This window comes from Pelagibacterium nitratireducens (genome assembly GCF_037044555.1).
GTDB lineage: Bacteria > Pseudomonadota > Alphaproteobacteria > Rhizobiales > Devosiaceae > Pelagibacterium > Pelagibacterium nitratireducens.
Genome location: NZ_CP146275.1, coordinates 730,658 through 748,258 on the forward strand (window position 1 = coordinate 730,658; position 17,601 = coordinate 748,258).

General features: G+C 62.1%; 21 protein-coding genes. 10 read left to right on the forward strand and 11 right to left on the reverse strand.

Going from position 1 to position 17,601, the window contains the following annotated elements; translation table 11 throughout:
• Positions 1-116 precede the first annotated feature (116 nt).
• Complete coding sequence (locus tag V6617_RS03805) at positions 117-1,025, reverse strand: VOC family protein (protein WP_338609203.1); 909 nt, start codon at positions 1,023-1,025, stop codon at positions 117-119.
• Between the two features lie 56 nt (positions 1,026-1,081).
• Positions 1,082-1,864: a GntR family transcriptional regulator gene (locus V6617_RS03810; RefSeq protein ID WP_338609205.1), complete on the reverse strand. Its 783-nt coding sequence runs from the start codon at positions 1,862-1,864 to the stop codon at positions 1,082-1,084.
• A 247-nt stretch (positions 1,865-2,111) separates the two neighbouring features.
• On the opposite strand from V6617_RS03810, the gene V6617_RS03815 reads away from it, so the two are divergent.
• The gene (locus tag V6617_RS03815; RefSeq protein ID WP_338609207.1) at positions 2,112-3,587 is read left to right on the forward strand and encodes an NAD-dependent succinate-semialdehyde dehydrogenase; all 1,476 of its coding nucleotides are present in this window, start codon (positions 2,112-2,114) and stop codon (positions 3,585-3,587) included.
• 92 nt (positions 3,588-3,679) lie between these two features.
• The gene (locus V6617_RS03820; protein WP_338609209.1) at positions 3,680-4,216 is read left to right on the forward strand and encodes a thermonuclease family protein; all 537 of its coding nucleotides are present in this window, start codon (positions 3,680-3,682) and stop codon (positions 4,214-4,216) included.
• Here V6617_RS03820 and V6617_RS03825 read toward each other — a convergent pair whose 3' ends face one another.
• Both V6617_RS03825 and V6617_RS03830 read right to left on the reverse strand, forming a co-directional pair.
• Positions 4,217-4,429 (reverse strand): SlyX family protein, encoded by a 213-nt coding sequence (locus tag V6617_RS03825; RefSeq protein WP_338609211.1) that lies wholly within the window; start codon positions 4,427-4,429, stop codon positions 4,217-4,219.
• A gap of 13 nt (positions 4,430-4,442) precedes the next feature.
• Entirely contained in the window at positions 4,443-4,835 is a 393-nt protein-coding gene (locus tag V6617_RS03830; protein ID WP_338609213.1) for a GNAT family N-acetyltransferase, read from the reverse strand.
• Between the two features lie 184 nt (positions 4,836-5,019).
• Here V6617_RS03830 and V6617_RS03835 point away from each other — a divergent pair, with 184 nt between their 5' ends.
• The 3 genes from V6617_RS03835 (at position 5,020) to V6617_RS03845 (ending at position 8,139) form a co-directional block, all read left to right on the forward strand.
• Entirely contained in the window at positions 5,020-5,979 is a 960-nt protein-coding gene (locus V6617_RS03835) for a PfkB family carbohydrate kinase (protein WP_338609215.1), read from the forward strand.
• 65 nt (positions 5,980-6,044) lie between these two features.
• Positions 6,045-6,614: a hypothetical protein gene (locus tag V6617_RS03840; protein ID WP_338609217.1), complete on the forward strand. Its 570-nt coding sequence runs from the start codon at positions 6,045-6,047 to the stop codon at positions 6,612-6,614.
• Positions 6,615-6,798: 184 nt separating this feature from the next.
• Positions 6,799-8,139, forward strand: coding sequence for an MFS transporter (locus V6617_RS03845; protein ID WP_338609219.1), 1,341 nt, complete (start codon positions 6,799-6,801; stop codon positions 8,137-8,139).
• A 100-nt stretch (positions 8,140-8,239) separates the two neighbouring features.
• Here the strand turns inward: V6617_RS03845 and modB are convergent, their stop codons facing one another.
• The 4 genes from modB to eda form a co-directional block, all read right to left on the reverse strand.
• Positions 8,240-8,923 (reverse strand): molybdate ABC transporter permease subunit, encoded by a 684-nt coding sequence (modB, locus tag V6617_RS03850; protein WP_338609220.1) that lies wholly within the window; start codon positions 8,921-8,923, stop codon positions 8,240-8,242.
• A complete protein-coding gene (modA, locus tag V6617_RS03855; RefSeq protein ID WP_338609221.1) occupies positions 8,920-9,651 on the reverse strand; it encodes a molybdate ABC transporter substrate-binding protein in 732 nt (243 codons plus the stop codon). Before modA ends, modB begins: the two co-directional genes overlap by 4 nt.
• A 68-nt stretch (positions 9,652-9,719) precedes the next feature.
• Complete coding sequence (locus tag V6617_RS03860; protein ID WP_338609222.1) at positions 9,720-10,094, reverse strand: winged helix-turn-helix domain-containing protein; 375 nt, start codon at positions 10,092-10,094, stop codon at positions 9,720-9,722.
• The gene (eda, locus tag V6617_RS03865; RefSeq protein WP_338609223.1) at positions 10,095-10,730 is read right to left on the reverse strand and encodes a bifunctional 4-hydroxy-2-oxoglutarate aldolase/2-dehydro-3-deoxy-phosphogluconate aldolase; all 636 of its coding nucleotides are present in this window, start codon (positions 10,728-10,730) and stop codon (positions 10,095-10,097) included.
• A 222-nt stretch (positions 10,731-10,952) separates the two neighbouring features.
• Here eda and nadA point away from each other — a divergent pair, with 222 nt between their 5' ends.
• Entirely contained in the window at positions 10,953-12,020 is a 1,068-nt protein-coding gene (gene nadA, locus V6617_RS03870; RefSeq protein ID WP_338609224.1) for a quinolinate synthase NadA, read from the forward strand.
• Positions 12,021-12,044: 24 nt separating this feature from the next.
• Positions 12,045-13,634 (forward strand): L-aspartate oxidase, encoded by a 1,590-nt coding sequence (locus V6617_RS03875; RefSeq protein ID WP_338609226.1) that lies wholly within the window; start codon positions 12,045-12,047, stop codon positions 13,632-13,634.
• Positions 13,635-13,653: 19 nt separating this feature from the next.
• Here V6617_RS03875 and V6617_RS03880 read toward each other — a convergent pair whose 3' ends face one another.
• Positions 13,654-13,929 carry a DUF2277 domain-containing protein gene (locus tag V6617_RS03880; protein ID WP_338609227.1) on the reverse strand — a complete coding sequence of 92 codons (276 nt, stop codon included), beginning with the start codon at positions 13,927-13,929 and terminating at the stop codon, positions 13,654-13,656.
• Positions 13,930-14,110: 181 nt separating this feature from the next.
• Positions 14,111-14,596 (reverse strand): helix-turn-helix domain-containing protein, encoded by a 486-nt coding sequence (locus V6617_RS03885; protein ID WP_338609229.1) that lies wholly within the window; start codon positions 14,594-14,596, stop codon positions 14,111-14,113.
• 117 nt (positions 14,597-14,713) lie between these two features.
• Between V6617_RS03885 and V6617_RS03890 the strand changes: the two genes are divergently transcribed.
• A complete protein-coding gene (locus tag V6617_RS03890) occupies positions 14,714-15,244 on the forward strand; it encodes a dihydrofolate reductase family protein (RefSeq protein ID WP_338609231.1) in 531 nt (176 codons plus the stop codon).
• 92 nt (positions 15,245-15,336) lie between these two features.
• Here V6617_RS03890 and V6617_RS03895 read toward each other — a convergent pair whose 3' ends face one another.
• On the reverse strand, positions 15,337-15,762 hold the full coding sequence (locus V6617_RS03895) for a hypothetical protein (protein WP_338609233.1): 426 nt from the start codon (positions 15,760-15,762) through the stop codon (positions 15,337-15,339).
• A 132-nt stretch (positions 15,763-15,894) separates the two neighbouring features.
• On the opposite strand from V6617_RS03895, the gene V6617_RS03900 reads away from it, so the two are divergent.
• On the forward strand, positions 15,895-16,698 hold the full coding sequence (locus V6617_RS03900) for a creatininase family protein (RefSeq protein ID WP_338609235.1): 804 nt from the start codon (positions 15,895-15,897) through the stop codon (positions 16,696-16,698).
• Positions 16,698-17,600 carry a LysR family transcriptional regulator gene (locus tag V6617_RS03905; RefSeq protein WP_338609237.1) on the forward strand — a complete coding sequence of 301 codons (903 nt, stop codon included), beginning with the start codon at positions 16,698-16,700 and terminating at the stop codon, positions 17,598-17,600. Before V6617_RS03900 ends, V6617_RS03905 begins: the two co-directional genes overlap by 1 nt.
• Position 17,601: the final 1 nt, after the last annotated feature.

Consider the following 17,601-nt stretch of genomic DNA (forward strand, 5'->3'; position numbering starts at 1 on the left):
CTGCAAATGGCAGTCTTTTGCGCTTCCGGTGCTCACGTACCCGAAAGTACGCTCCGCTCCGGTTCTCAAAGACTACCATTTTCGGCTCACCCTGACCTAACTCTCCACCACACGGCCTAAGCGAGTAGAACACGCAGGCGGTTGCCGGCGGGGTCGCGGGTTTCGATGCCGGTTTCGATGTCCTCGACATCCGATCCGGCGATGGTGAGGCGGTCGCGAATTTTCGAGAGGGTTTTTGCGTCGGGGACGACGATTTCGAACCAGCGCAGGCCCGATGCGCCGACGGGGGGCATTGCGGGATTGCGGCCGGCCCAGATGTTGAAGGCCAGAATGTGGGGAGCATAATCGAGATTGACGTCGCCCATGCCGTAACGGCGCGAGAGAAGCTGGCCGGCAAAGCCGATCTGGTCGCGGTAAAAGCCCATGGCGGTATCGAGATCGTCCACATGGACGTGGACGTGTCCGATGCGGGTGCCCTCGGGCATGGGGGCGAACGGGGTTTCGTCGCCGTCGAGTTCGGCCATAAGGCCGGGCACGTCAATGGGCTCGCGGCCTGAATGGGTTTTGCCGTCCGGGGTTACGGCCATCAGTTCGTCATGTTCGACGAATTTTCCGCGCCATGGGGTTTCGAAGGTGATTTCGATGCCGTTGCCGTCGAGATCCCACAGGTAAAGCGCCTCGGAGACCAGATGGTCGGTGGGGGAGATGCGAATGCGGGCGGCGATGGCACGGTTGAGCATGCGGGCGAAATCGCGGCGCGTGGGAACGTGAATGGCGACGTGGTAGAGCCCGACGGTATGGGGGACGACCGGCCCGTCGGCGCCGGTTTCGAGCACAACAAGCACCTTGCCGCCAACGCCCAGTTCGAGCCGGTCGGGTGTCCGGTTTATCAGGGTCAGTCCGACAACATCGCGCCAGATGGACAGGGCGCGCTCGGGGTCGGTGACGGCAATATGGATCTGTCCCAGACGGGTCCGGGTGGGAACCAGAAGCGGCGTTGCGACGCTGGGTCCGGTGTCGAGCATGGCATTATCTCCGTGGCCGTTTATTGCCATCAAGATAACCCCGGGACGCGTTCCGATTAAGTGGACGGAACGCGACGGATTGTTGCCAAATCGCGAATAACGCCGGATGGGGCGGGGCCGCGACTGGCGGCGCGGGAGACGAAAAGCTCGGGATGACGGTCGGCCAGGGCTTCGGTTTCGCTGATCATGCCATCGAGATGAACATGCATGGCGCGGGCTGCCCGGTCGCCTTTTCCGACCTTTATCTCGGCGGCGATATTGGCGTGTTCTTCGATGCCGACGGCGATGCGGCGGATGGTGTTGGTCATCTGCCGGGCTCGATCGAGATTGTTGCGGGCGGTATCGACGACAGCCTTCATGCGCCTGTAGTCCAGCGCACCCAACAGCTCATCGTGAAATTCCAAATCGAGACGATGGAAGGTCTGCCGGTCCTCGTTGCGGGCGCTTTCGCGCTGGGCCTGAACATTGGCTTCCAGCCGCTCGATGAGACCGGGTGGGCGGTGGGAGGCGAGCGTGCGAACCGCCTCGCCCTCAAGGGCCTTGCGGATGAAGATGTATTCCTTGATGGCGCCGAGCGAGAGGAAGGACACAACGGTGCCGCGTTGGGGAAGGATATCGAGCAGTCCTTCGGATTCCAGCCGTGCAAAGGCTTCGGCCACCGGGGAACGCGAGACGCCGAGCCGGGCACAGATCTGAGCTTTGTCGAGCATGGTGCCGGGGGGCAGGCGGAGTTCGATGATGGCGTTGCGCAATTGCGCGGCCACTCTGGCGGCCATGGACCCACGCGGCATTTCAGCCGAACCGGAAAGAAAGGAATAGGTCGTTTCGGCGGTATCCATTCGGCCCGTCGTCAAATCGGCATTGCTCGTAATTATAACAGTTTTGTCGAACCTGACCAGCAAAACCGCAACCATTGCGTTGCTGTTGCCATTGGGCAATTTGAGGCGTTCAATCGCAAAAACACTCAGGATCATTTCACCGTTTCATGGAAGCGGCGCAATGATCCCGGCCCTGGTTCTGTCGCGTTTGCGGACCGGACAAGTGGACTGCACGTATCCTGGAAACGCTCTTTTAAGGAGGCTCCCGATGACCCTGACATCCGCGCTCACCGATCGGCTCAAGGAACCGCGGCTGATTGCAGCCGGCGGCTTTATCAACGGCAAGTGGAACACGGTCTCCTCGCGGGGGAAGGTGTTTCGGGTTGCCAATCCGGCAACCGGTGAGGTGCTGGCGCAGATTCCCGACCTTTCGACCCATGCAACGCGCGAGGCGATCGATGCCGCCCATGCGGCACAGCCGGGCTGGGTGGCAAAATCGGCAAAGGAGCGTGCCGATCTGCTCAAAAGCCTGCATCGGCTGATGGTGGAAAACGCCGACGACCTGGCCACCATTCTGACGCTGGAAATGGGCAAGCCCTGGAAGGAAGCGCGCGGGGAAATTCTTTACGGCGCCAGCTTTATCGAATGGTTCGCCGAGGAGGCGCGGCGCGTCTATGGCGATACGATCCCCGGGCACACCGCCAACACCAGAATCAGCGTCATCAAGCAGCCGGTGGGGGTGGTGGGGGTCATTACGCCCTGGAATTTCCCCAACGCGATGCTGGCGAGGAAACTGGCGCCGGCCCTGGCGGCGGGATGCACTGTGGTCTCCAAGCCAGCGTCGGAAACGCCGCTTTCGGCGCTGGCGATTGCACGGCTGATGGAATGGGCGGGATTTCCGGCCGGGGTGCTCAACATCGTGCCGGGTACGGACTCGGCGGCCATCGGGCAGGAATTGTGCGCCAATCCCAAGGTCGCCAAGATATCCTTTACCGGCTCGACCAATGTGGGAAAGATCCTGATGCGGCAATGCGCGGACGGGATCAAGCGCATGAGCATGGAACTGGGCGGGAACGCACCGTTCATCGTGTTCGATGACGCCGATGTCGATGCAGCGGTCGCGGGGGCCATTGCATCGAAATTCCGCAATGCGGGGCAGACCTGCGTTTGCGCCAACCGGGTCTATGTGCAGGCGGGTATTCATGATGCGTTCGTGGCGCGGCTCAAAGACAAAATGGCCGAGCTCAAGCTTGGCAATGGCATGGACGAGGGGGTCGAGTTGGGCCCGCTGATCACCGACAAGGCGGTGGGCAAGGTCGAAGAGCTTGTGGGCGACGCGAGGGAAAAGGGTGCCGATGTGGTCATGGGCGGGGCTGCGACCGGGGAGCGGACCTTTTATCCGCCCACGCTTCTGGTTGGAGCGACCAGGGAGATGCGGCTGGCGCGCGAGGAGATTTTTGGCCCGGTGGCGCCGGTTTTCAAGTTCGAAACCGTCGATGAGGCGATCGAGTTGGCCAATGCGACCGAATTCGGGCTGGCGGCCTATTTCTATGGCAAGGACATATCGCAAGTGACCCGCGTCGCCGAGGCGCTGGAATACGGGATCGTGGGGATCAATACGGGGATGATTTCGACCGAGGTGGCGCCGTTCGGCGGGGTCAAGCAGTCGGGGTTCGGCCGGGAAGGCTCCAAATACGGGATCGAGGATTATCTCAACATCAAATATCTCTGCCTTGCCGTGTAAGTCCTAACGGTAGATCGCCCAGCTTGGCGCTTACGGCCCGTTAGAACCTGTTGGCTATCGTCTGCCGTAAAGGGCGTGGAGACGATTCGGCGATGCGGGTGAGAGCGAATTTCGGGCGGGCGCGGTTTACGGCGCAGCCGCGGCGGCGGGCGCCGATGGTGCTCGAGCCGCTGGTTGCGCTGATCGCGGTGGCGGCACTGGGCTGGGTGGCGATCGAGCGGGGCTATGTCGAGGTTCCCGGGTTCGAGGTGCCGGAGGCGGCTTCAGGCTACGAGACGATCGTGCACCATTTCTCGCTGTGCGCGGGGAGCGGGCGGACCTGCGTGATCGATGGGGATACGATCCGGATCGAGGGGCAATCGGTGCGGATTGCCGATATCGATACGCCCGAAGTGCGCGATTACGGCTGCGCCGAGGAAAAGGCGCTCGGTGACCGGGCGACGCTTCGGATGCTCGAACTGGTCAATGGGGGCGGGTTCACCATGACGCTCTGGGATCATCGCGACGCCGACATGTACGGGCGCAAGCTTCGGGTGCTCGAACGCGACGGACAATCGCTGGGCATGATGCTGGTTGCCGAAGGGCTGGCGCGCCCCTGGGGTGGCGCGCGCGAAAGCTGGTGCAGCTGATCAATAATGGGGCGGAGGAGGCTCGGCCTTGCCGGTGCGGGCAAGCTGTTCGACGGCGGCGATCTGGTCGTCGATCATGGCGAGCTGGCGCTTGAGCCTGTCGATTTCGCGCCACTGGCCGGTGATAACGGCGCTTAGCTCCTCGATGGTCTGGTCCTGATGGGCCAGACGCTCTTCGAGGGCGATGAGCCGTTGTTCGTGGTTTTCGGCCATTGTTGCGTCGTCCTTAGTCGATGGTCAAAACCCCGGCGTCGGTGGGCTTGAAGCCGCAGGAGAGGTAGAAATCGCGCAGATGGGGCTCGAAGTCCACATGGACTTTCTGCAATCCGCGCTTGCGGGCGACCTTGAGGGCCGCTTCGACCATGGACTGGCCGATCCCGTGGTCACGGAAATCGGGGTGTACGCAGGCATCGACCAGAAACCCGTGAATGCCGCCATCCCAGGCCATGTTGGTAAAACCGATGATGCGGTCTCCAAGATAGGCGCCGACATGGGTGAGGCTGCGGGTGAGAATGGACTGGAAATCGGAAACTCCATCGATCTCCCACGTGGCCCGCCAGAGATCGGAGAGTTCGCGCTGGCTGGGAAACGGATCGATCCGTACGTCGACGACGTCCATGACAATTCCTCGTGCTAAAAATGGAAAAAGTATCAGGGGCACAATGCCCCGGCCCGGCAAAGGTTGCAGGCGCGGTCGCGGGTATCGCTGTGTGCGCCGTTCGGTGCGCAAACATCTGCTCATGATCTTGGCGGATGCCCAGAGGTTCTGTAAACAGGCCGGGCCTTGAGACGGGGAGGACGCGATGTTCGTGGTTGCAGGGGAAAGCCTTATCGATCTTGTCGCCAGACCGCATGAGGCGGGCGCGGCGATGGAAATGAGCGCCCATGAGGGCGGGTCGCCCTACAATTGCGCCATTGCGCTGGCCAAGCTGGGCCAGAAATCGGGGTTTTTATGCCCGATCTCCAAGGACACGTTCGGCGATCTGCTGATGGGGCCGCTCAATGATGCCGGGGTCGTGCCGCTGATTTCCGAGCGGTCCGACTGCAATACGACGCTGGCGGTGGTGACGCGCAATGCCAAAGGCCTGCCGGCCTATGCGTTCTATCGCAAGGGTACCGCCGAGCGCGATATCTCGCGCGAGAAACTGATGGCGGCGCTGCCCGAGACGATCGATGTGTTCCAGATCGGGGGGTTCTTGCCGATCGAGGCAGAGGATGCGCAAATCTGGCTCGATGTGGTCGGGGAGGTGGCGGCGCGCGGCGCGGTTCTTTCAATCGATCCCAATGTGCGCCCGTCGCTGATTTCCGATTTTGTCGGGTACAAGGAACGGCTCGGCGCGTTTCTCGATCTTGCCCATATCGTCAAGGTCTCCGACGAGGATCTTGCGGCGCTCGATGGGTCGATGAGCATCGAGGCGCATGCAAAAAGTTTGCTGGCCCGGCCCAATGTCGAACTGGTGGTTGTGACGATGGGCGAGCAGGGATCGCGGGCCTTTACGGCATCGGCCGAGGCGAAAGCGCCGATCCATCGGCCGGCGGTGTTCGGGGATACGGTTGGGGCAGGCGACAGTCTGATGGCCGGGGTGCTTGCGGCACTTGCCGACCGCGACGGGTTGGCCGTGGGGCGGCTTGGGGCGCTCGATGGAGAGGCGCTTGGCGAGGTGCTGGCGTTCGGGGCCGTGACGGCGGGGCTCAATTGCGGATTTGTGGGGTGTCATCCGCCGAGCCGGGCCGAGGTCGAGGCTGTATTGAAAAGCGCCTGAACGGCATATTGCCGCCCGATTGTTGCAACAGGTTTGACCCCGAAATTCCACAAGGACCCATTGCCATGAAAAAGCTGCTGGCCGCTCTCGCTCTGGTCTCGCTCGGTGCCACGCCCGTCATGGGCCAGGCGATCAGCGAATATACGCAATACGACCTCGATGCCGACTGCAACCTGATCGACCGCGCGCCCGACAATGAAGGCGAGTGGGCCGATTTCGTGTGCACGGGGCATGCGGGATATCCGTTCGTTCTGCGCTCGTCGGACGGGAGGGACAGCGTTACATACGGCTTTGCCACCGAGTCCGGCATGGCGACGTTCGCGCCGTTCAATTACGCCCATGACACCGTGGAATGGCGGGTGCGGATCGACCGGAACACCGAGCGGCCCGTCGCGGCGATCCAGCGCTGGTTCATCGCCGACGCGATGGGCGACTGGACGAGGCAGCTTCTTGTGGTCTCCAAGGTTGGGCAGCCCGACGGCGGCGGGGCGTGCGCCATGGCCTATGTGGCCGCTACGGAAGGCGCCAACGAGCGGGCGCGGCGACTGGCCGACGAGTTGGTCGACGGGTTCGAATGCGGCAGCACCGCTCCAACCGTCGAGGATGGTGTCCGCGACATCGTGGGTGAGCGTTAGGTTGCTTAGAGATTCGGGTGATGGTGGCCTGACCCAACTCTCCACACAACCTACGATCGATATCCATTTAAGATAATGCTGTCGGGACGGGGTGAGGCGCAGCGTCCTTGGGGTCAAGCGTTTGGTGATTGCCGATGGGTGCCGCCGGACGTAATGTCGCACCTCGAACGATCCGGACACGGCCATGACCCCCTTTCATCAGATTTTGGGCAACAATCTGGTTGCCAACATCACGAACTTTACGGTGTGGTTCGCGATCACCTTCTGGATCTTTATCGAGACCCAGTCGGTGTTTGCGACCGGCATGATCGCCGGGATCTATCTGGTGTTCACGGCGGCCTTCGGGTTCTGGCTGGGCTCGATCGTCGACCACAATTCCAAGCGCATAGCGATGATGGGATCGAGCCTTGTCTCGTTCCTTTTTTATGTCGCGGCGCTGGTGATGCTGCTGGCCGAACCAGCGGGCGCGTTCACCGATCCGTTCGGCCCCTATCTGTGGGTGTTCGTCCTGCTGGTCATGCTCGGCGTGATCGCGGGCAATGTCCGCTCGATTGCGCTGCCGACGCTGGTGACCATCATGATCGCCGAGGACGAGCGCGACAAGGCGAACGGGCTGGTGGGGATGGTGACCGGCATCGGGTTTTTGACCACTTCGGTGATCTCGGGGTTCCTTGTTGCCTGGGGCGGGATGTGGCTGGTGCTTATCCTGGCGCTGGCGTCCACGATACTGGCGTTCGTTCATCTGGGATTTCTGCGGGTCAATGAAGGCCGCCCGGTGCCAGTCGAGGGGGAAATCCAGCCGCCGCGGACAGTGGATATCGCGGGCACGATAGCGATCATCGCGGCGGTGCCGGGGCTGTTTGCCCTGATCTTTTTCGCCACTTTCAACAATTTCCTCGGCGGCATCTTCATGGCGCTGCTCGATGCCTATGGGCTTTCGCTGGTTTCGGTCGAGGTCTGGGGGCTGCTGTTCGGGGTGCTCTCGACGGCGTTCATCGTTTCGGGGATCGTGATTTCGCGCACGGGGCTGGGCAAAAATCCTCTGCGCACGCTGCTGCTGGTCAACCTTATCACATGGTCGGTGTGCTGCGTTTTCACGCTGCAATCCTCGATCTGGCTTCTGACGGCGGGGTGTTTCGTGTGGATGTTCATGGCGCCCTATGCCGAGGCGGCCGAACACACGACGCTGCAAAAGGTGGTTCCGCTGGAGCGGCAGGGGCGGGTGTTCGGGTTTGCCCAATCGGTTGAACAGGCGGCCTCGCCGCTGACGGCGTTCCTGATCGGGCCCTATACCCAGTTCGTGGTGATCCCGTTCATGACCGACGGGCAGGGCGCGCAAACGATTGGCGGCTGGTTCGGCACCGGTCCGGATCGCGGCATTGCGCTTGTGTTCACGGTAGCGGGGCTGATCGGGGTGCTGGTGACCATCCTGGCGCTCAATTCGCGGCCCTACAAACGGCTTTCGGCCTTTTACGCGGGGGCGCCGGACAGCACGGAAACCGCAGAGGGGCCAAAACCGGCTTAAGCTCGTTGCACCGTTTCACGGGAACCGTGCAACTATTTAAGTCTGTGTTTTGTCGCGCTTCCGAACCGGATAAGTGGTTTCCACTTGTCCTGGAAACGCTCTAAGGCTGGATGCGGGACACCGCCCGGTCGACGCTCATGGTCAGGGCCAGCGCCACGAATGCAAAGACCAGCATGGCGAAGGCGATGATGTGGGCTTCGGTCCAGCGAAGCTGTTCGACGTAATCGAAAATGGCGATGGAGAGCACCTTGGTCTGGCCTGGAATGTTGCCGCCGATCATCATCACCACGCCGAATTCGCCCACCGTGTGGGAAAAGCCGAGCACGGCTGCGGTGAGATAACCGGGGCGGGCAAGGGGCAGGATGACCAGCGCAAAGGCCTTTCGAAAGTCGAGGCCGAGGGAATAAGCCGCTTCGAGCGGGCCGGGGCCGATGGCGGCAAAGCTGTTGCGCAGCGGCTGGACGACGAAGGGCAGCGAATAGAGCACCGAGCCGATGACCAGGCCCGGGAAGGTGAAGGCGAGGCTGCGTCCGCCCCAGAGCGGGGCCAGCCAGCCGCCCGGACCGGCGGTGCCCAAAAGGATGAGCATATAGAACCCCAGAACGGTTGGCGGCAGAACGAGCGGCAAGGCGATCAGCGCGTTGACGATGATCGTCCAGCGCGATTTCGAGCGGGCCAGCCACCAGGCAAGGGGCGTGCCGATGACCACGAGGATGAGGGTGGTGACGAAGGCCAGCGAGAGGGTGAGCCTGATGGCCGGCCAGATTTCCCAGAACAGTGTCATGGCTCGATCGTCCCGTAGCCATCGGATCGGATGATGGTTCGGGCGGCGTCGGTGACAAGAAAATCGAGGAATGCGATAGCGGGCTGGTTGTCGGCGTCGAGCAGCACGGCGTCCTGGGTGATGGGGGTGTGAAGGTCTTCGACCACCCAGCGTGACCCATCGGTGCGCCCGGCGACCTGGGAGAGCGCGACGAAGCCAAGTTCAGCATTTGCGGTGTCGACGAACTGGTAGGTTTGGGAAATATTCTGGCCGATGACCAGCTTGCCGGCGAGCGCTTCTGTGAGATTTAGAGCCTCGATCACTTCCATTGCGGCAGCGCCATAAGGAGCGGCGGCGGGTTCGGCGATGGCGAGGTGGGTGAAATTTCCCTTCAGGCTTTGCGGGCCGGTGACCAGATCGGGGAGGGTGGAAAACAGGACCAACTTGCCCACCGCGTAGGTGAAACCGCTGCCCTCTGTGGCCAAGCCTTCGTCAAGAAGGCGCGCGGGCGTGGCGGCGTCGGCCGAGAGGAACGCATCGAAAGGGGCACCTTGGGTGATCTGGGCGTAGAGCTGGCCGGTGGAACCGAAGGAAAAGGCGATTTCGCTGCCGGTTTCAGCCGTGAAAGCGGCGCCGAGTTTTTGGGCTGTAGCGGTGAAATTGGCGGCGACGGCGATCCGGGCGTCTTGCGCCCAGGCAGGCCCCGATGCGGCGAGGATCGCAAGCGCGGCGATGGGAAGGCGAAGCAAAGGTGACCCTCGATATGTTTATCCAGACATATCGATTTCTGGCATGAAGCGGGTGTGAAAGGCAATGGCTAGGGTTTTGGGGGCGTGCGTCGGACGAGGGTGCGCATCGCCTCGACGTCGGGTTCGATAGCGGCCCGGATCTTTTGTTCGATGGCGCGGTAGCGGAAAAGGACTTCGCGGCCCGCTTCGGTGAGATGGGCGCCGCCCTGCGCCTTGCCACCGCGGGTTGTTTCGACCAACGGGGTGCCCGCCCCATCGTTGAGCGCCTGAACCAGGGTCCAGGCGCGCTTGTAGCTCATGGACATGGCCTTGCCGGCGGCGCTGATCGAGCCGGTTTTTTCGATTCCCTCGAGCAGGTCGGCCCGGCCGGGGCCGATGTAGAAATTTTCATCGAGCACGATCCGCAGATGGCCCAGGCCGGAAGCGGGAATGGGCCGTTTCATCTATTGGGCGAGGCTGGCCGCTTCGCGGGCAAGCGCCTCGATCCTGTCGAAATCGCCGGCGGCGATGGCATCGGCGGGAACGACCCAGGAGCCGCCAACGCAGATGACGTTGGAAAGGCCCAAATAGATTTTCGCATTTTCGATATCGATGCCGCCTGTGGGGCAGAACATGATGTCGGGCAGGGGCGAAGCGAAGGCCTTGAGCACGGGCGTGCCGCCCATGGCTTCGGCGGGGAAGAATTTGAGATAGCTATAGCCCATCAGCGAGGCGGCCATAGCTTCGGTGGGCGAGGCGATGCCGGGCAGCAGAGGGATCGAGATATCCTCGGCCGCTTCGAGCAGGGCCAGCGGCGCCCCCGGCGAGACCATGAATTGGCAGCCGGCGTCGCGGGAGGCCTTCATATCCTTTTTGCGGCGCACGGTGCCCGAGCCGACCACGGCGCCTTTGACCTTGGCCATCTCTTCGATGACCTTGAGTGCATTGGGCGTGCGCAGGGTGATTTCGAGGTTGGGCAATCCGCCGGCCACCAGCGCTTCGGCGAGATTGCGGGCGCTCGAGACATCATCATGGATGATGACCGGCACCACGGGCGCTACCGAAAGGATGGATTTGAGCGTTGCTGCGTCCTGGGCCATGACGATCTCCAACTAAAGTCCTATGGGTTCTCCGTGCTCTAGCACGGGCTTTATTGAATTGGGAACGAAAACTCCCTAAGTCATCCAGGCTTGAAGAGCCTGGATGATCCAGGATTTGTTTTGTCGCGTTTCCGAAGCGCAAAAGTGCGGCCCACTTTTGCTGGAAACGCTTCTGCCGCAGGTCGTGAGCGGCCAGTGTCGAGTTGGCCGGGGAGCCCGAACATGATCCAGCAGATCAACGCCCTGACACCGATCGAAGAGGCGCGCGCCGTTCTGGCCGCCGATTTCGATCTGAAATTTTCCAAGGCAATTGAAACCGAAACGCGTCCGGTTTTCGAGAAGGTCAAGGATCGGATCCCCGAGATCGAATGGCCGTTCTATGCGCCGCTGATATTCCAGATCAATAAACTCAAGCGCGAAAAAAACGCCGTGATCCTGGCGCACAATTACCAGACGCCGCAGATCTTTTACGGTGTCGCCGATATCGTGGGCGACAGCCTGCAACTGGCCATCGAGGCGACCAAGGTCGAGGCCGAAACCATCGTGCAGTGCGGCGTGCACTTCATGGCCGAGACCTCCAAACTGCTCAACCCGTCCAAGCGCGTTCTGATCCCCGACAGCCGGGCGGGATGCTCGCTGGCCTCTTCGATCACGGCCGAGGATGTCCTGGCCATGCGGGCACAATATCCGGGCGTGCCGGTTGTGACTTATGTCAATTCATCGGCGGCGGTGAAAGCTGTGACCGATGTGTGCTGCACCTCGTCCAATGCGCTCGAAATCGTCGAGGCGGTCGAGGGCGATACGGTGATGATGATCCCCGACCAGTTTCTGGCGCAGAACACGGCGAAAAAGACCAAAAAGAAGATCGTCACCTGGGCAGGCGCGTGCGAGGTGCACGAGACCTTTACCGCCGACGATATCGCAGAATTGCGGGCCGCCTATCCGGGCGCCAAGATCATCGCCCATCCCGAATGTCCGCCCGAGGTGATCGATGCCGTCGATTTTGCCGGCTCGACGTCGGGGATGATCGACTGGGTCAAAACGCAAAAGCCGCCCAAGGTGGTGATGGTCACCGAATGCTCGATGAGCGACAATGTGGCGGCCGAGACCGAGGGCGTGTCCTTCCTGCGCGGCTGCAACATCTGTCCGCACATGAAACGCATCAACCTGGAAAACATCCTGTGGAGCCTGCACACTGGCACCGAGGAAGTGACGATTGCCGAGGAGCTGATGGAGCCGGCGCGGGCGGCGGTCGAGCGGATGATCGAATTTTCGCGGCCGAAGAACTAGCGCCGGTTCTCGGGGGGCATTTTCTTGGACATCTTCGACAACGTCTTTAACGCAGAAGGCGTGGTGATTGTGGGGGCGGGGCTGGCGGGGCTGTTTTGTGCGCTCAAGCTGGCGCCGCGGCCAGTGACCGTGCTTTCGCCCATGCCACTGGGTTCCGGGGCGTCTTCTGCCTGGGCTCAGGGCGGGGTGGCGGCGGCGGTCGGTGCGGGCGATAGCGCGCAGGCCCATGCAGCCGATACCGAAATGGCAGGGGCGGGGATCGTCGATCACGGGGTTGCCGAATCGGTGACCGGGGAGGCGGCGGCGCGGATCGAGGATCTGGCGCGTTGGGGCACCCCGTTCGATCGCGATGGATTGGGGCAGTTCATCTTGTCGCGCGAAGCTGCCCATTCGGCCAACCGGGTGGTGCGGGTATCGGGGGACCGCGCCGGGCACGCCATCATGCAGGCGATCATCGCCAAGGTGAGGGCCACGCCCTCGATACGGGTCGTCGAGGGGATTACCGCCGTCGATCTGGCCCATGCGGACGGGCGGATCGTCGGGGTGTTCTGCAGGCGGCTGGGGGATCGCTATGTGGAACCTGTGTTCATCCGGGCGCGGGCCACGGTTCTGGCGGCAGGCGGTCTGGGCGGGCTCTATGCGGTGACCACAAACCCGCCCTCGGTGCGGGGGCACGCCATGGGCATGGCGGCGCGGGCCGGGGCGGTGATTGCCGATCCCGAATTCGTCCAGTTTCATCCGACGGCGATTTTGACCGGGCGCGATCCGGCGCCGCTGGCGACCGAGGCGTTGCGGGGGGAGGGAGCGATCCTGGTCAACGATTTAGGCGAGCGGTTCATGGCCGATATCCATCCCGACGCCGAACTGGCGCCGCGCGATATCGTGGCGCGCGCCAATTTCCGGCAGATCAAGGCAGGGCGGGACGTGTTTCTCGATACGCGGGCGGCGCTGGGGGAAAAAATTCTCACGGCCTATCCCACGGTCGCCGACTATTGCCGCATGGCGGGGATCGATCCGGTTGCCGAGCCGATCCCGGTGACACCGGCGGCCCATTATCACATGGGCGGGGTCAAGGTGGACGAGGATGGACGGTCTTCGCTTCCCGGGCTCTGGGTGTGCGGGGAGGCGTCGTGCACGGGGTTGCACGGGGCAAACCGGCTGGCGTCGAACTCGCTGCTCGAAGCGATCGTTTATGGTGCGCGGATTGCCGAGGACATCTCGGGACTGGAGCCGCAGCGGCGACCGCTGCCCGATTTTGCCGGCATCGCCTGGGATGCCGAAAAGGGCGCGCGGGCCGAGGAGGTGTTGCGCAACCTCAGGGCGGTCAAGGATCTGCGGGCCATCATGAGTAATGATGTGGGGGTGGAGCGCGATGCGGCCGGGCTCAAACGGGCGCTGCGCGGGCTTTTGGAGCTTGAGAACACCGCGCTGGAAGTCACCCGCGCCTATCTCAACATGGTGACGTCGGCGACATTGGTCGCGGCGGCGGCGCTCAAACGCACCGAGAGCCGTGGCGGGCATTTTCGCACCGATTTTCCGCAAACCGGCGATGGATGGCAGGTGCATACCGAAATGACGCTGGCCGAGGCGCGGGCGATCAGGGCCGAGGCGTGAGGGCTGCTGTCACTACGGTTCAGGCAGGGCGCGCATAGCGCTCGCTTGCCCGCTCGCGGGCCTTGGCGGCAACGATCTCGCGGTTTTTGGGCGGGGCGTTGGTGTCCATGGTAGCGAGCAGCTTGCGCACGGATTTCTCGATCTCTTCGACTGCTTCATGGAAGGCGGCTTCGTTGACCTTCGACGGCCGGGTGGTGCCGGAAATCTTGCGCACGAACTGAAGCGCGGCGTCGTGCATCTCGTTTCTTGTGGCGGGCGGCTCGAAATTGAACAGCGGCTTGATGTTGCGGCACATGGGTGCTCTCCTTTGCTGGCAGTCGAGTGTTGCACCGGGGCTGGGGCGATGCAAACGCAAGGGGGGCCAAGATTGCGTGGGGGTGATTGTTGGGGAGCGATACGTTTAAGAGCAAACGGGCAGGTTTCGACGTCTTGGGCATTCGACCATGACATCGGACCCCCTGATCGCTACTATTGTTCTAAGCGGAAATCGCGGCCTCATATGCTGCCTGCATCTTCGCCAGAGCGGAAAACTCAGGCGCAGGCGAACCCAGATGGATGTGCCGCAACTCGGCCATGAACTCTGCCCAAAGCTGAGGGCCACCCTCCTCCAGAACGCGTGCCCGTTGTGAAAGCTCGAATGAAGGAAGTGCGTGTCTTATCCCCCAGCTTCCCATGAAGGCCATCAGGGGCACCAGTTCGATCGCGCTTTCAGTCAAGCTATAGAGAATTCTCTGCTTGTGGCCGGGATCAGAAGCGCGTGTGAGCATTCCATTGGTAGTGAGACGCTGCAAGCGGTCGGACAGAATGTTGGACGCAATGCCTTCCGTACTTTCGCTCAGAAATGATCGGAAGCTCCGGCGGCGACCGCCAAACATAGCATCACGCAGAATGATAAGGCTCCACCGATCACCGAAGTTTTCGAGGGTGAGGTTGATTGGGCATCCTGAGCGTCGAACTCTCATTGAACTCAAAACCGATTGCAAAATAGGGATGGTTTTCGCCTTGGGCTGACTGCTACCACAGTTTCGGTAACAATTGAACGTGGCGTGACGCGATGTCTGCCAATTGGGAGGCACGAGATGGCCAAGCTTTTCTTTGGAATGAACCAGTCGCTGGACGGCTACGTGGACCATGATCGGATGACGCCGCCTAGTCCCAAGCTGTTTCGTCACTTCGTTGACCAGACGGACAGCCTTGCCGGCAGCCTTTATGGCCGCCATCTTTATGGGCTCATGAGCTATTGGGACCAAGACCAACCAGGCTGGGATGCCGATCATCATGCCTTTGCGAAAGCATGGCGCAAAGCGCCTAAATGGGTGGTGTCTAGCACGCTGCAAACTGTCGGGCGCAATGCCACGATCCTCGGTCCCGACCTCGAAGCGGAAGTGCGCCGGTTGAAGGCTGAGGCGCAAGGAGAGATCGAAGTTGGCGGACCCAAGCTTGCGCAACGCCTGACCGATTTGGGTCTGATCGATGAATACCGGATTTACCTCCACCCAGAGGTACTAGGACACGGCACCCCATTTTTCGCTGCCGCCCGACCCCCCCTGCGCCTGGCCGGCAGTGAGCAGATTGATGACCATGTAATCCGGCTTAGCTACATCCCCTAAGGTCTGTTTTCCTGGCTCGGTCGCCATAGCAGTCCTTCAACTTCCCACCCCAAAGCCGCCCCCAGCGCCGGCCTGTGACGGACCCGCTTGCGCTAAAACCTGAGCACTTCGATGATGCGCTTGAGGGCCTTGCGCAGGTGCTTGTGGCGTTTGTCGCCGAGGTCGTCGGCAAGGGTCTGCTCGAGGTGGGCCCAGTGGTCCTCTATGGACTGGCGCATGGCGTGGCCCTGTTGCGACAGGCGGGCGCCGGGTTCCATTTCCGGGCCTACGGCAAGGCGCAGCAGCAGGTCGCGGCCTTCGAGGCGGGCCAGTCTTGCGTCGAGCTGATCAGCGGGCAGACCGGTGAACCGGGCGAGCGCGTCGGTGGTTGTGCCGGCGGGATCGGCGAGACCGAGCAGGATGGCATCGTCGCCCGCTTCGAGCCCGCGCGCCGCGAGCGGGGCGAGCAGAGCCTGCCGGGCCAGATGGCCCGCTTCGATCAGACGGTAAAGGGTCGAGCCGGCAGCGGATTTGCTCATGGATATTGATCTAGCCAAAACCGGGGCTCGCGTCGAATCGCCTTTGGCGGGAAAGTTAATCAGGGGCCGCATTGCTTGTCCGCGCTCCTGGTGCGCTATAGGGTCGATATTACAAATTTTCGGGGATGCGCCTTGCCGCTGACTTTCGTAAACGACATCGACGCGCTTGCCGATGTGGCGGTTGGCAATGGGACTATCGCCATTCTGCCGGTTGGCGCAACCGAAGCGCACGGCCCCCATCTTCCCGTTTCGACCGATTGCGACATTGCCCAAGGTCACCTTAACGCTCTGGCCCGCTATCTCTCCAGTCCAATCGACGCAGTGGTGCTGCCCATCCAGCGCATAGGGGCGTCGCGCGAGCATATGTGGGCCGATGGGACGCAGAGCAGGGACGAAGGCGAGCTGATTGCCGAGTGGTTCGGTGTTGCCGGGGAATGGGCCAAGGCAGGCGGGAAACGGCTGGTGATCGTTTCGAGCCATGGGGGCAATACGCCGGTGGTCGAAAACGTGATCCTTAAAGCGCGGGCCGAATTGGGTATGCTGGCGGTCGGCACGGCCTGGATGCGGTTCGGCATGCCCGAGGGGCTTTTTGACGCGCATGAACGGAAATACGGCATCCATGGCGGAGCCATCGAGACGGCGCTGATGCTCCATTACCTCCCCCACACGGTGGATATGGGCGAAGCCGCCAACTTCTCATCGGCGCTCGAAACGATCGAGGCGGGGATGACCCATCTTTCAGCCTATGGGCGGCACCGGTTCGGGTGGTTGAGTTCGGACCTCAATCGGCTCGGCGTGGTTGGCGATGCGCGTGCCGGGAGTGCCCAAAAGGGTGCCGCGCTGGCCGATCACATCCTTGAAGGTTTTGCACAATTGCTTGACGATGTGGCCCGGTTCGACCTTTCTTGGCTCAGAGATTCGCCAAAGGAGCGTTAATGAGCCAGGATCTGGCCCGTATCAGGGCGTTCGTGCAGGTGTTCGATGCTGGAGGGTTTTCGGCCGCGGCGCGCATTCACGGCCGGTCCAAGGCGCTGCTCTCCAAATATGTCACCGATCTCGAGGATTATCTCGGGGCGCGGCTGATGAACCGCACGACGCGTAAGCTGAGCCTGACCGAGGCGGGCGAGGCCTATTATCGCGAGGTGCGGGAAATCCTCTCGCAGCTGGACGATCTGGATGCCACGATCACCGAGCAGACAGCAGCGCCGCGCGGCATATTGCGGGTGTCGGCGCCGCGCAATTTCGGGGAATCGACGCTGCTCGAACCGCTGTTCGAATTCACCCGCGCCCATCCGGACGTAACGCTCGATCTGCGGCTCGAAGACCGCATGGTCGATCTTGTCGAAGAGGGAATCGATGTGGCGCTGCGCATTTCGCGCATGTCGGATACCTCGCTGATCGCCCGCAAGATCGCGGAAACTTCGGTTTCGGTCTGCGCGACGCCGGAGGTGATCAAGGCGTATGGCGTGCCCAAAACACCCGAGGCGCTCAAGGGCGTGCCGTGCATCATCGATACCAACATGACCGGACAGGCCAATTGGCAGTTCGTCGATGAGGGCCGCACGATTGCCATTCATGTGGATGGGCCGGTTCGGGTCAATTCTCCCGCCGGTGCGCTGGTTGCGGCACAAAAGGGCCTCGGTTTCGCGCTACTGCCGAGCTTTCTTGCCGATTCGGCCATTGCCAAGGGGGAACTGGTGCCGGTGCTGACCGACTATCTGCCGCAACGTCCATTTTTGCAGGCGGTCTATCCGCACCGCAGGCATTTGTCGGGCAAGGTGCGCGCGCTTATCGATTTTCTCGTCGAATGGTTCGAAACCCACCCGGTCAATTCCTGAT